Annotated in this window: 11 protein-coding genes; 6 read left to right on the top strand and 5 right to left on the bottom strand. The window is 62.5% G+C overall.

Annotated features, from left to right (window positions below):
• Positions 1-40: 40 nt before the first annotated feature.
• Positions 41-4,051, top strand: a complete 4,011-nt coding sequence (locus KBX07_RS03640) for a DNA-directed RNA polymerase subunit beta' (protein WP_256023041.1) — start codon at positions 41-43, stop codon at positions 4,049-4,051.
• Positions 4,052-4,254: 203 nt separating this feature from the next.
• On the opposite strand, the gene KBX07_RS03635 is transcribed toward KBX07_RS03640, so the two are convergent.
• Positions 4,255-4,911, bottom strand: a complete 657-nt coding sequence (locus KBX07_RS03635) for a DUF1707 domain-containing protein (protein WP_255994407.1) — start codon at positions 4,909-4,911, stop codon at positions 4,255-4,257.
• 284 nt (positions 4,912-5,195) lie between these two features.
• On the opposite strand from KBX07_RS03635, the gene rpsL reads away from it, so the two are divergent.
• The 5 genes from rpsL (at position 5,196) to KBX07_RS03610 (ending at position 10,594) form a co-directional block, all read left to right on the top strand.
• Positions 5,196-5,567 carry a 30S ribosomal protein S12 gene (gene rpsL, locus KBX07_RS03630; RefSeq protein ID WP_005286791.1) on the top strand — a complete coding sequence of 124 codons (372 nt, stop codon included), beginning with the start codon at positions 5,196-5,198 and terminating at the stop codon, positions 5,565-5,567.
• A gap of 3 nt (positions 5,568-5,570) precedes the next feature.
• On the top strand, positions 5,571-6,038 hold the full coding sequence (gene rpsG, locus KBX07_RS03625) for a 30S ribosomal protein S7 (protein WP_256023040.1): 468 nt from the start codon (positions 5,571-5,573) through the stop codon (positions 6,036-6,038).
• Between the two features lie 165 nt (positions 6,039-6,203).
• Positions 6,204-8,327: an elongation factor G gene (gene fusA / locus KBX07_RS03620; RefSeq protein WP_256002228.1), complete on the top strand. Its 2,124-nt coding sequence runs from the start codon at positions 6,204-6,206 to the stop codon at positions 8,325-8,327.
• Between the two features lie 264 nt (positions 8,328-8,591).
• Positions 8,592-9,782, top strand: a complete 1,191-nt coding sequence (tuf, locus tag KBX07_RS03615) for an elongation factor Tu (protein WP_005286783.1) — start codon at positions 8,592-8,594, stop codon at positions 9,780-9,782.
• A 107-nt stretch (positions 9,783-9,889) separates the two neighbouring features.
• Complete coding sequence (locus KBX07_RS03610; protein ID WP_256023038.1) at positions 9,890-10,594, top strand: hypothetical protein; 705 nt, start codon at positions 9,890-9,892, stop codon at positions 10,592-10,594.
• Here KBX07_RS03610 and KBX07_RS03605 read toward each other — a convergent pair.
• Genes KBX07_RS03605 through KBX07_RS03590 form a run of 4 tightly spaced genes read right to left on the bottom strand, consistent with a single transcriptional unit; the run spans position 10,591 to position 12,995 of the window.
• Positions 10,591-11,154 carry a hypothetical protein gene (locus KBX07_RS03605; RefSeq protein WP_255994411.1) on the bottom strand — a complete coding sequence of 188 codons (564 nt, stop codon included), beginning with the start codon at positions 11,152-11,154 and terminating at the stop codon, positions 10,591-10,593. The genes KBX07_RS03610 and KBX07_RS03605 overlap by 4 nt on opposite strands.
• Complete coding sequence (locus KBX07_RS03600; RefSeq protein ID WP_256023037.1) at positions 11,151-11,783, bottom strand: DUF6286 domain-containing protein; 633 nt, start codon at positions 11,781-11,783, stop codon at positions 11,151-11,153. Before KBX07_RS03600 ends, KBX07_RS03605 begins: the two co-directional genes overlap by 4 nt.
• Entirely contained in the window at positions 11,776-12,795 is a 1,020-nt protein-coding gene (locus KBX07_RS03595) for an Asp23/Gls24 family envelope stress response protein (protein ID WP_255994413.1), read from the bottom strand. The genes KBX07_RS03600 and KBX07_RS03595 overlap by 8 nt, the downstream gene beginning before the upstream one ends.
• Entirely contained in the window at positions 12,795-12,995 is a 201-nt protein-coding gene (locus KBX07_RS03590; RefSeq protein ID WP_005286768.1) for a hypothetical protein, read from the bottom strand. Before KBX07_RS03590 ends, KBX07_RS03595 begins: the two co-directional genes overlap by 1 nt.
• Positions 12,996-13,006: the final 11 nt, after the last annotated feature.

The raw sequence follows: 13,006 nt of genomic DNA, 5'->3' as shown, positions 1-13,006 counted from the left end.
AACTTGAACTCATAAAACCTAGAAGAAAAGGAACATTTACGTGTTTGACGTAAACCTCTTCGACGAGCTCCGCATCGGCCTGGCCACCGCCGAAGACATCCGCCGTTGGTCCCACGGCGAAGTCAAGAAGCCGGAGACCATTAACTACCGCACCCTCAAGCCGGAGAAGGACGGTCTGTTCTGCGAGCGCATCTTCGGCCCGACCCGCGACTGGGAGTGCTCTTGCGGTAAGTACAAGCGTGTCCGCTACAAGGGCATCATTTGTGAGCGCTGCGGTGTTGAGGTGACCAAGTCCAAGGTCCGCCGTGAGCGCATGGGCCACATTGAGCTGGCTGCTCCCGTCACCCACATCTGGTACTTCAAGGGTGTGCCTTCCCGCCTGGGTTACCTGCTGGACCTGGCGCCGAAGGACCTTGAGCGCATTATTTACTTCGCCGCCAACATCATCACGTCCGTCGACGAGGAGGCGCGTCACAACGACATGTCCACCCTCGAGGCGGAGATGATCCTGGAGAAGAAGGAAATCGAGCAGGACACCGAGGCTGAGATCGCCGACCGTGCTCAGAAACTCGAGGAAGACCTCGCTGAGCTGGAAGCTTCCGGTGCTGCTGCGTCTGCCCGCAAGAAGGTGCAGAACGCCGCTGACAAGGAAATGCAGCACATGCGCGAGGCTGGCGAGCGCGAGATCGAGCACCTGGACGAGATCTGGAACACCTTCATCAAGCTCGCTCCGAAGCAGATGATCATCGACGAGAACCTCTACGAAGAGCTCGTTGACCGCTACGAGGACTACTTCACCGGCGGCATGGGCGCTGAGGCGATTCAGACCCTGATCCGCAACTTCGACCTGGACGCTGAGTCCGAGGAGCTGCGCCACATCATCGCTGAGGGCAAGGGCCAGAAGAAGGTCCGTGCTCTCAAGCGCCTAAAGGTTGTCGCCGCGTTCCAGCGCTCCGGCAACGACCCGGCCGGCATGATCCTCGACGCGATCCCGGTGATCCCGCCGGAGCTGCGCCCGATGGTTCAGCTTGACGGTGGCCGTTTTGCCACCTCCGACCTGAATGACCTGTACCGTCGCGTGATCAACCGCAACAACCGTCTCAAGCGCATGATTGACCTCGGTGCCCCCGAGATCATCGTGAACAACGAGAAGCGCATGCTGCAGGAGTCCGTCGACGCACTGTTCGACAACGGCCGCCGTGGCCGTCCGGTCACTGGCCCGGGTAACCGTCCGCTGAAGTCCCTGTCCGACCTGCTCAAGGGTAAGCAGGGCCGCTTCCGCCAGAACCTGCTGGGTAAGCGCGTGGACTACTCCGGTCGTTCCGTGATTATCGTGGGTCCGCAGCTGAAGATGCACGAGTGCGGTCTGCCGAAGCTGATGGCTCTCGAGCTGTTCAAGCCGTTCGTGATGAAGCGCCTAGTGGACAACGACTACGCGCAGAACATCAAGTCCGCGAAGCGCATGGTGGAGCGCCAGCGCCCTGAGGTGTGGGACGTTCTGGAAGAGGCTATTGCGGAGCACCCGGTGCTGCTCAACCGCGCACCGACGCTGCACCGCCTGGGTATTCAGGCCTTCGAGCCGGTCCTGGTTGAGGGTAAAGCGATCCAGCTGCACCCGCTGGCGTGTGAGGCCTTCAACGCCGACTTCGACGGCGACCAGATGGCTGTCCACCTTCCGCTGTCCGCGGAGGCACAGGCAGAGGCACGCATCCTCATGCTGTCCTCCAACAACATCCTGTCCCCGGCATCCGGTAAGCCGTTGGCTATGCCGCGCCTGGATATGGTGACCGGCCTGTACTTCCTGACCATGGTCAAGGGCGAGGGCGAGATCGGTGGCGAGGGCGCGTACGCTCCGGCCGACGAGAACGGTCCGGCACGCGGTGTGTACTCCTCTCACCGTGAGGCCATCATGGCCTATGACCGTGGCGTTCTGGGCCTGCAGGCCCCGATCAAGGTCCGCATCGATCACCTGCGCCCGACCGCAGAGATTGAGGCGGAGCAGTTCCCCGATGGCTGGGAGAAGGGTCAGTCCTGGTTGGCTGACACCACCTTGGGCCGCATCATGTTCAACGAGATGCTCCCTTTCAACTTCCCGTACCAGGAAGGCGCCATGGTGCGTAAGGGCGGCAAGGACAAGGTGCTGCTGGGTGACATCATCCAGGCGATGGTGGAGAAGTACCCGATGATCACCGTCGCGCAGACGATGGACAAGCTCAAGGACGCTGGTTTCTACTGGGCGACCCGCTCGGGCATCACCATCACCATGTCTGACGTTCTGGTTCTGCCGAACAAGACGGAGATCCTTGACGAGTACGAGCGTGAGGCGGAGGCCATTGAGCGCAAGTACTTCGAGAAGGGTGCGCTGACCGAGAAGGACCGCTACGACCGCCTGGTTGAGCTGTGGCAGGACGCCACCGACAAGGTCGGTAAGGCTGTCGAGGCTCTGTACCCAGACGACAACCCGATTCCGATGATCGTGAAGTCCGGTGCTGCCGGTAACATGCGCCAGATTTGGACCTTGGCCGGTATGAAGGGCATGGTCGTGAACTCCCGTGGTGAGTACATCACCCGTCCGATCAAGACCTCCTTCCGCGAGGGCTTGAGCGTGATGGAGTACTTCAACAACTCCCACGGTTCCCGTAAGGGCCTGGCTGATACCGCTCTGCGTACCGCTGACTCCGGTTACCTCACCCGTCGTCTTGTTGACGTCGCTCAGGACGTCATCGTCCGCGAAGAGGACTGCGGCACCCACCAGGGTGTCAAGGTTCCGGTCGCCGAGGCTGCAGGCACGGGCCGCTTCAACCGCCACGACCTGGTCGAGACCTCGGTCTCCGGCCGCGTGCTGGCGTCCGACGCGACCGACGCCGACGGCAAGGTCCTCCTCGAGGCAGGCTCCGACCTGTCCGAAGAGCGTATCGACGCTCTCGTCGACGCCGGCATCGAGTCCGTCAAGGTCCGCTCCGTGCTGACCTGCCAGACCCCGACCGGTGTCTGCGCGAAGTGCTACGGCAAGTCCATGGCGACGGGCAAGCTCGTCGACATCGGCGAGGCCGTCGGCATCGTCGCCGCCCAGTCCATTGGTGAGCCGGGTACCCAGCTGACCATGCGTACCTTCCACCAGGGTGGTGTCGGTGGCGACATTACCGGTGGTCTGCCGCGTGTCCAGGAGCTGTTCGAGGCCCGCGTTCCGAAGAACCGCGCCCCGATCGCGTCTGTCGCCGGCGAGATCTCGCTGGAGGACGAGGGCAACTTCTGGACCCTGACCATCCACCCGGAGGACGGCTCCGATGACGTGGTCTACGAGAAGCTGTCCAAGCGCCAGGGTCTGGCCCAGGTGCGTCGCCCGATGGAGTCCAACCCGGAGGCCATGATCGAGCGTTCGCTTCGCGACGGCGACACGGTCAAGGTCGGCGACCGCCTCCTGCGCGGTGCGGCTGATCCGCACGACGTGCTTGAGGTGCTGGGACGCCGCGGCGTCGAAAAGCACCTCATCGACGAGGTGCAGGCTGTGTACCGCACACAGGGTGTGTCGATCCACGACAAGCACATCGAGATCATCATCCGCCAGATGCTGCGCCGCGGCACCGTCATCGACGCAGGCTCCACCGAGTTCCTCCCGGGCACCCTGGTGGACCTGTCCGAGGCACGCCAGATCAACGGTCAGGCTGTCGCCGAGGGTGGCGAGCCGGCAGAGCTGCGCAGCGAGATCATGGGTATCACCAAGGCCTCGCTGGCCACGGAGTCCTGGCTGTCCGCCGCCTCCTTCCAGGAGACGACCCGCGTGCTTACCGACGCCGCTATCAACAAGCGCTCCGATAAGCTCATCGGCCTCAAGGAGAACGTGATCATCGGTAAGCTGATCCCGGCCGGTACGGGTATTTCCCGCTACCGCAACATCTCCGTCAAGCCGACTGAGGCTGCACGTTCCGCCGCCTACTCGATCCCGACCTTCGGCGATGCCATCTACGGCGACGAAGGTTACGGTGAGTTCACCGGTGCGTCCGTGCCGCTCGACGAGTACGGCATGGGCGGCTACGACACCTACCAGTAGGTAGCCCGTCGCGCTTAAGCGTGAAGGCCCGGTCTCTCCGCGTGGGAGGCCGGGCCTTTCGCTGTGTTCAGGGCTCGTTGGGAGGGCGGTTGCGGAAAAGTTGACAAACCCGATGTCGATCTACCGGCCAAGAACGCTGTGACCAGCGTAGACGGTTCTAGGTGGGAATCCAGTTTGTCAACTTTTCCGCAGGGCTGTGAGCTCTACATCTTCGCGCTCCTTGCCGCCCGGATGATGTCCACGCCACCCATGAGGGCGATGCCGGCGATGGTGATGGTGGGGGCGTCGTCAGGCAGATCCCGCTGAGCGATAGTGACGCTGGGGTGGTCGGTAACCCCGAACCCGCCCATCAGGGCGAAACCTTCGGACTTCACCCGCACGTCTTCCGGGACGACGATGGTGATCCCGCCCATGATCGCATTGGCACTAATTCGAATGTGATCGGAGGCCAAGCGAGCTTGGAGCAGGTTTAGCTCGGTTTCACCCATGAGTCCGAGTGAGAAGTGGTTGCTGTTGATCAGCCAGTCTCCGGAGCGCTCCACGCCACCCATGACGGCAATGGAGCTGGACGTGCCGCCGGGCTCGCCAGTGACAAAGTCGAGAGCCTTGGATCGCGGCTGATGTGCGGCAGAGGACCAGCCTGCTGTGTCCGGGAGTTGCTGGACAGGGGAGAGGTCGACAGTGAGCTCGTCGAGCTGGTCGGCGTAGGTGGCGCGCCAGGCTACCGCCGTGCGCTCGTCGAACTCCGTGGTGTTCAGTTGGCCGTCGGCAAAGGCCGCGGCGAGGACATCGGCGATCTCTTGGCGGCGTGCGTGTGAAACGCGCTTACGGGGCACATTGTCTGCAGAATCGGTCGACATGCCCCCAAAGCTACTTAGTTCTAAGCGGCGAAGCGTGCCCGTCACCTTGAGAGCGGGGAAGCGATTTGCTTTCCGCCGCCCGTACCCTGTACTTTTGAACCCGATTCCGCCGCTGCGCGTTTATCGCGTCGCGGAAATGGAAAAGAACTCCCCGTTCTCCTCGGACGGCGCGATGTTCGCACACGCGGAAGGGCCCCGAAGAAGAGCCCCCATTTTTGCGTGTTCGGGCGCGATGCCGGACGGTGGAGACTTGAGACACCAGACGACGACAAGAAAGTGTTGGTATGCCTACTATTCAGCAGCTGGTCCGCAAGGGCCGCCACGACAAGAAAGCCAAGGTCGCTACGGCTGCCCTGAAGGGTTCCCCGCAGCGCCGCGGTGTGTGCACCCGCGTGTACACCACTACTCCAAAGAAGCCGAACTCTGCTCTGCGTAAGGTCGCGCGTGTGCGCCTGACCTCCGGCATCGAGGTTTCCGCTTACATCCCGGGTGAGGGCCACAACCTGCAGGAGCACTCCATGGTGCTCGTGCGCGGTGGTCGTGTGAAGGACCTTCCGGGTGTCCGCTACAAGATCATCCGTGGTGCTCTGGATACCCAGGGTGTCAAGGACCGCAAGCAGGCTCGCTCCCGTTATGGCGCGAAGAAGGGACAGTAATCAATGCGTAAGCAGCAAGCACCGAAGCGTCCCGTAGTCAAGGACCCGGTTTACGATTCTGAGCTGGTCACCCAGCTGATCAACAAGATCCTCAAGGACGGCAAGAAGTCCACCGCGCAGCGCATCGTCTACGGTGCGCTGGAGATGTGCCGCGAGAAGACCGGTACTGACCCGGTTGGCACTCTCGAGAAGGCTCTGGGCAACATCCGTCCGGATCTGGAGGTTCGCTCCCGCCGTGTTGGTGGCGCTACCTACCAGGTGCCGGTTGAGGTCCGCCCGGGCCGTTCGACCACTCTGGCTCTGCGCTGGATGGTCACCTTCACCCGGCAGCGCCGTGAGAACACCATGACCGAGCGTCTGGCTAACGAGATCCTGGATGCGTCCAACGGTCTTGGTGCATCCGTGAAGCGCCGCGAAGACACGCACAAGATGGCTGAGGCTAACCGCGCCTTTGCTCACTACCGCTGGTAATTGTCGCTACAGCTCCGGTTGCCAGGGGCGCATTTAGTGTCTCGGCCTGCCATAATCGCGATTTAGTGGCAGAATCGACAAAGGAAAACATTCAAATCGCTGTCGCTTTTCCCGCAGGTGCGGGTGGAAGCGGCCGCAACAAGACGACAAGTTGGGGTATACAACGTGGCACAAGAAGTGCTTAAGGACCTAGCTAAGGTCCGCAACATCGGCATCATGGCCCACATCGATGCCGGTAAGACGACCACGACCGAGCGCATCCTGTTCTACACGGGTATTAACCGTCGCGTCGGTGAGACGCACGACGGTGGCGCGACCACGGACTGGATGGAGCAGGAGAAGGAGCGCGGTATCACCATTACCTCCGCTGCTGTTACTTGCTTCTGGAACACCAACCAGATCAACATCATCGACACCCCGGGCCACGTTGACTTCACCGTTGAGGTTGAGCGCTCCCTGCGTGTTCTCGACGGTGCTGTTGCAGTGTTCGACGGTAAAGAGGGTGTGGAACCGCAGTCCGAGCAGGTTTGGCGTCAGGCCGCTAAGTACGACGTGCCGCGTATCTGCTTTGTGAACAAGATGGACAAGCTCGGTGCGGACTTCTACCACACCGTCCAGACCATCATTGACCGCCTGGGCGCTAAGCCGTTGGTCATGCAGCTGCCGATCGGCGCTGAGGACGATTTCGATGGTGTCGTTGACCTCATCGACATGAAGGCCATCACCTGGCGCGGCAAGGTCGAGACCGGTGCGGAGCCGACCATCGAGGAGATCCCGGCTGACCTTCAGGACAAGGCTGAGGAGTACCGCGAGCAGCTGCTCGAGGCTGTCGCTGAGTCCGACGAGGAACTCATGGAGAAGTACTTCGGCGGCGAGGAGCTCACTGTTGAGGAGATCAAGGGCGCCATCCGCAAGATGACCGTCAACTCCGAGATTTACCCGGTTTTCTGCGGTACCGCGTACCGCAACAAGGGTGTGCAGCCGCTGCTCGATGCTATTGTTGACTACCTGCCGAACCCGCTGGACATTGGCGAGGTCCAGGGCACCTCTGTCGACGGTGAAGAGAAGATGACGCGTAAGCCGTCTGTCGAGGAACCGTTCTCCGCTCTGGCGTTCAAGATTGCCGTTCACCCGTTCTTCGGCAAGCTGACCTACGTGCGCGTGTACTCCGGCCAGGCCATCCCGGGTGAGCAGATGCTCAACTCCACGAAGTCCAAGAAGGAGCGCGTGGGCAAGCTCTTCCAGATGCACGCGAACAAGGAGAACCCGGTCGAGCACGCTGATGCCGGCAACATCTACGCGTTCATCGGTCTGAAGGAAACCACCACGGGTGACACCCTGTGCAACCCGGACCACCCGATCATCCTGGAGTCCATGGACTTCCCGGACCCGGTGATCCAAGTCGCTATTGAGCCGAAGACCAAGGCTGACCAGGAGAAGCTGGGTACCGCTATCCAGAAGCTCGCGGAGGAGGATCCGACCTTCACCGTGCAGCTCGACGAGGAGTCCGGCCAGACCGTCATCGGCGGCATGGGCGAGCTCCACCTCGACGTCCTGGTTGACCGTATGAAGCGCGAGTTCAAGGTCGAAGCGAACATCGGTTCCCCGCAGGTTGCGTACCGCGAGACCATCCGCAAGCCGGTTGAGCACCTCGACTACACGCACAAGAAGCAGACTGGTGGTTCCGGTCAGTTCGCGAAGGTCATCATCTCCATCGAGCCGTACGCTCCGGAGGCAGACGAGCTCGAAGAGGGCCAGTCCCCGACCTACACCTTCGAAAACGCCGTCACCGGTGGCCGCGTGCCGAAGGAGTACATCCCGTCGGTTGACGCTGGTATCCAGGATGCGATGCAGTACGGCTACCTTGCTGGCTACCCGCTCGTGAACATCAAGGCCACGCTCGAGGACGGCGCTTACCACGAGGTCGACTCCTCTGAGATGGCGTTCAAGCTCGCTGGTTCCCAGGCCCTGAAGGAAGCTGTCGCGAAGGCGAAGCCGGTGCTGCTCGAGCCGCTTATGGCTGTCGAGGTTGTCACCCCCGAGGAGTACATGGGTACCGTCAACGGCGACATCAGCTCCCGCCGCGGCCAGGTGTACGCCATGGAAGACCGTTCCGGCGCCAAGGTTGTCAAGGCGAAGGTGCCCCTGTCCGAAATGTTCGGTTACATCGGTGACCTCCGTTCCTCCACCGCTGGCCGTGCGAACTTCACCATGGTGTTCGACTCCTACGGTGAGGTTCCGTCCAACATCGCTCAGGACATCATCGACGAGCGCAACGGCCGGGCTTAAGCCCAGCTAACCCTCCCTTCTGTGCCAGGAGGGAGGGGCGGTAGCGGCCGAGCTGAGCGGAGCATCGCTTGACGACGTTTCACTGAGCCGGCCGTTACCACAGATCAACTGCCTACCGCAGTGGTTGGAGCCCTAGACAAGCCCCGGCCTGTGGTTTGAAAAACGGCATTAACAAATCTAGGATCATGTAACTGGCACATTTGCAAATGAACAACCACGTGATTGTGAGATTCACAATCACACGATCGTCCAGGAGGACAATCAGTGTCTAAGGCTAAGTTTGAGCGCAGCAAGCCGCACGTAAACATCGGCACCATCGGTCACGTCGACCACGGCAAGACCACCACCACTGCTGCTATCACCACGGTTCTGGCTAGCCAGTACCCGGAGGAGAACCAGGCATTCGACTACGCTGCCATCGATAAGGCTCCGGAGGAGCGCGAGCGTGGTATTACCATCAACATTTCCCACGTTGAGTACAACACCCCGAAGCGTCACTACGCACACGTTGACGCCCCGGGCCACGCCGACTACATCAAGAACATGATTACCGGTGCTGCTCAGATGGACGGCGCGATCCTCGTGGTTGCTGCTACCGACGGCCCGATGCCGCAGACCCGTGAGCACGTGCTGCTCGCTCGCCAGGTTGGCGTTCCGTACATCCTCGTTGCTCTGAACAAGTGCGACATGGTTGACGATGAGGAAATCATCGAGCTCGTCGAGATGGAGGTCCGCGAGCTGCTGGCTGAGCAGGAGTACGACGAAGAAGCTCCGATCGTCCAGATCTCCGCTCTGAAGGCTCTTGAAGGCGACGAGAAGTGGGTTCAGTCCATCGTCGACCTCATGCAGGCTTGCGATGACTCCATCCCGGACCCGGAGCGCGAGACCGACCGCCCGTTCCTGATGCCGGTCGAGGACATCTTCACCATTTCCGGCCGCGGTACCGTTGTTACCGGCCGTGTTGAGCGTGGTGTCCTGAACCTCAACGACGAGGTTGAGATCATCGGCATCCGTGAGAAGTCCCAGAAGACCACCGTTACCTCCATCGAGATGTTCAACAAGCTTCTCGACACCGCTGAGGCTGGCGACAACGCTGCTCTGCTGTTGCGTGGTCTCAAGCGTGAGGACGTTGAGCGTGGCCAGGTCGTCATCGCACCGGGCGCCTACACCCCGCACACCAAGTTCGAGGGTTCCGTCTACGTCCTGTCCAAGGACGAGGGCGGCCGCCACACCCCGTTCTTCGACAACTACCGTCCGCAGTTCTACTTCCGTACCACCGACGTGACCGGTGTTGTGAAGCTGCCGGAGGGCACCGAGATGGTCATGCCGGGCGACAACGTTGAGATGTCCGTCGAGCTGATCCAGCCGGTCGCTATGGACGAGGGACTGCGCTTCGCTATCCGCGAGGGCTCCCGCACCGTCGGCGCTGGCCGTGTCACCAAGATCGTCGAGTAATCACTCGCGATCGAGCGCTAGCGCTCTGATCTAACCGCTGTTTCCGGGTTCATCCCGGGGCAGCGGTTTTTTCGTGCCTTCACCCGGGCGAGTGTAGATTCAGTTGCGTGAGCCCGTCCGACATGCCTGACCCGACCCGGATCCCCACTGTTTTGGATGAGCTGCGCCTGACGTGGGAGGGGCAGCCTGAGTTGTCGCTGGCCACGCTTCTCGGTGTGCTGTCTAACCGCGGGGTGGGGTGGGGCACCTCCGACGAGGAGTTGATTGAGGCTCTCCGTGCCGAGCGCGCCATTCATCCAGCAGACGTCCCCCGCGATGAGAACGGTCGCGCAGCGCATTCTTTCCTCGTTGAGACCGCATCGCCCGACCATAGCGTCACGCTCACCCCGTCCCACGTCGTCGTTAGGTCGGTACAGGACCGCGACCGGCAGCCGAGCATGTGGGCGTATGAGTCTGTCCGGGCGACGGGTCCCGGCCGGTTGCTGGTGGTCAGGGATGGGGAGGGGGTTGAGCACCGCTTAGGCGTCGTCACGCGAATTGAAGCGCTGGGGGACGCGCCAGAGCTGGAGGGGCTCGAGCTCGCGGAAGTGGGCAACGCTGTGTGGCTTGTGCTTATCGACGGTGCCCGCGTACTGATCAGTCATCGCCTCCACACATGGCGCGTCGAGGGGCGGGCAGTTGAGAAAACTACGCTGGCGTGGGAGCGCGTTGTGCGGTGCGAGATAGGCGAAGACCTGGTCGTCTCCCCGGTAGGCGGGGGAGAGGACCAGGTCTTGGGTCGGGTGGAGCGGATCGTGCTCTTAGAGAGCTAGTTTGCCGCGACCTTGTCGAGGTGAAGCTTGAACACCGTGTCGATGTCCATGGTGTCCACAGCGTCCCGGAAGTCCTTGTCGAGCTGCTCGACGTGGGCGACGATCGTCTCGAAGTCGAACTCGGGGTTCGCTGTGATGGTGAACGTCGCGGTTGGGCGCTGTCCCACGTAGGACACGTTCTGGGTCGCCTTGGTGATCGGCTCAGTGGATTCGGCGTAGTTGCACGCAGCCTGAGCGAGGCGGGCGACATTGACGCGGGTCTCACCCAACGCCGGATTGGCGGGGGCGATGGCGCGGTTGTTGAACCCGCGGCTGCGAATGTTCGACAGGATCATCCACAGCCCCAGGATGATGGAGGCGACCATGACGGCGATGAGCGCGCCGGTGTACCAATTCATTCCTGGCACATCGGCAATCATGGAGCGGTTGATGTCGCGGACAAAGTCCGAAACGTACGGAATGTTCCAGTACAGCGCCGCGGGGATCAACCCGCCAAGGAGCAGAAGCAGCCCCAGCAGGAAGATGATCAGGCGGTCGAAGAACGCGAGTGTCCGTGTCATTGCAGCTCCCTCACCGGTTCGGGTTGGTGGATGTTGACCTTGACGTGCGGCGGCGGATTGAGCCTTTGGACCTGCTCGGTCAGGGTTGCTGCCAGACGCTGGTCGAGGTGGCCGGAACCGTCATCCTCTACGTCCACGATGAGCTTCTTGCGGGTCGCCTTGGAGGAAATGCTCGAACGGCCGAGTTCGGACCGTGCAGATGCGGTCGCCTTGCGGGCCACGTCCACCGGGCGAACCCAGATGGAGGACGGTGAAGCGACCTGCACGTGCGTCCGTGGACGCGGCATCAGCGCAGTGATGAGCAGCCACAGGCCCACCAGCGCCACGATGATGCCGACGGTGATTCCCACCGGGTTCACCGCCGCGCCACCGAGCCACTCGAAGACCGGGCGGATCCACGAGTTCTGCGGGTCGTTTTCCTGGTAGCGGTACCACAGGTCGCGGCCGATCACGCCCGCTAAGCCGAGCAGGAGCAGGCCGAGCAGGACGGTCAGCCAGCGCACAACCGGGTTGCCGCGCGGTTCACCGCCGGGTTGCGGGGCGACGTGATCGGGCCCCTGAGCTGGCGGCGCCTGAGGTTGGGGAACCTGCGGCTGCGCCAAATCAGTGATGTCGTGGATCTCAGCCATCGCTTTCCTCCTCGAGGTTGTCCGGGCTGACGGTGATCGGTGTCAACGCTTGCGGCTTAGGCGCCTGCGGCACGAGGATCTGCTTGGGATTGTCCACACCCACGCGTCGCAGCGGTTGCGGCTCCGGCCGGAGGACCTCAACGTGCTGGGGCTTCGGTGCATAGATCGGGTCGAGCGGTCGGCGTGCCGGCAGGGACACCGGTGCGATTCGCGCCGGAGCGGTAACGGTGATCTGGCGCAGCGGCTCCGTCGGCGGAATGATCACCGGCTTGCGCGGGAATGCGCGGGTAACCGTGATCGGCCGCTGGGGTGCGAACTGCGTGACGGTGATGCTGCGCAGCGGGGCCGGTGCCGGCGCAACGGGGGAGCGTGGCGCCGGCGGCTGCGGCAGCTGAATACCCGCCAACGGTAGCGGCGGGGGAGTGAGCACCGGATCGAGCGGGCGAATCGGCGGCTGTGGCACCCCGCGAACGCTTGGCGCTGGCGGGGCGGACACGTGCTGCACGGTCGGTGCCGGCGGCGTGCTCACGTGAGCGATCTGGTCGTACGTGGAGTCGTCCACAACGATTGGGGTCAGCTCGGCCTGCGGCTTGACCACGGGTGAGGTGACAGTCGATGGGGTGGTCTCCACCGGGGCCGGCACAATGCCGACGGGGTGGTGTGCCAAGTCGGTGCGCGTCACGCGCCGTTGGGAGGACACTTCCGCATCCGCCACGGCAATGTTGATGCGCGTGACCGTCAGACCGGTGAGCGTTTCCACATGGGTGCCCACCGTCTGCCGGACTTCGTCGGTAATCGCGCCGACCGGGGCGGGGTAGGTGGTCACCATCTCTACGTCGAGTGCGACAGCGCCGGAGGGACGGTCAATATGGGCATCCACGCGCGGAAAACTACGACCGGCAAGGCCGGCCAGTTTTGCGTCGATCGCGCAGGTGCCTGGAACCGTCAGCACAGCCGCTTCGGCGACGCGACCAACGGCCTTCTCGCTGATGCGGTAGGAATCTGGATCCATTAGCCGCGACCCCGGCCCGAGGTTGTGCTCACCAGCTCGGCGAGGTCAATGCGGCCTTCGAGCTGGGCGCCGACGACACCACCGATGGCGCCGAAGAGCGCGGTGAAGAAGAAGCCGAGCCACCCGCCCAAGATGAGCGCGAACGCCAGCACAACACCGATCAGTGCGCCTAGGACGGTCTTATTGGAGAAAATGTTCATTTCTGTGTCCC

The organism is Corynebacterium sp. CCUG 70398, assembly GCF_024454055.1.
GTDB classification, from domain to species: domain Bacteria; phylum Actinomycetota; class Actinomycetes; order Mycobacteriales; family Mycobacteriaceae; genus Corynebacterium; species Corynebacterium genitalium.
This window is presented reverse-complemented; position numbering and strand designations above follow the sequence as displayed.

Excerpts from the sequence above, each read along its gene's own strand:
- KBX07_RS03605 (WP_255994411.1), bottom strand. The coding sequence starts at position 11,154 with ATGACACGGACACTCGCGTTCTTCGACCGCCTGATCATCTTCCTGCTG.
- KBX07_RS03590 (WP_005286768.1), bottom strand. The coding sequence starts at position 12,995 with ATGAACATTTTCTCCAATAAGACCGTCCTAGGCGCACTGATCGGTGTT.
- KBX07_RS03595 (WP_255994413.1), bottom strand. The coding sequence starts at position 12,795 with ATGGATCCAGATTCCTACCGCATCAGCGAGAAGGCCGTTGGTCGCGTC.
- rpsG (WP_256023040.1), top strand. The coding sequence starts at position 5,571 with ATGCGTAAGCAGCAAGCACCGAAGCGTCCCGTAGTCAAGGACCCGGTT.
- KBX07_RS03635 (WP_255994407.1), bottom strand. The coding sequence starts at position 4,911 with ATGTCGACCGATTCTGCAGACAATGTGCCCCGTAAGCGCGTTTCACAC.
- KBX07_RS03600 (WP_256023037.1), bottom strand. The coding sequence starts at position 11,783 with ATGGCTGAGATCCACGACATCACTGATTTGGCGCAGCCGCAGGTTCCC.
- rpsL (WP_005286791.1), top strand. The coding sequence starts at position 5,196 with ATGCCTACTATTCAGCAGCTGGTCCGCAAGGGCCGCCACGACAAGAAA.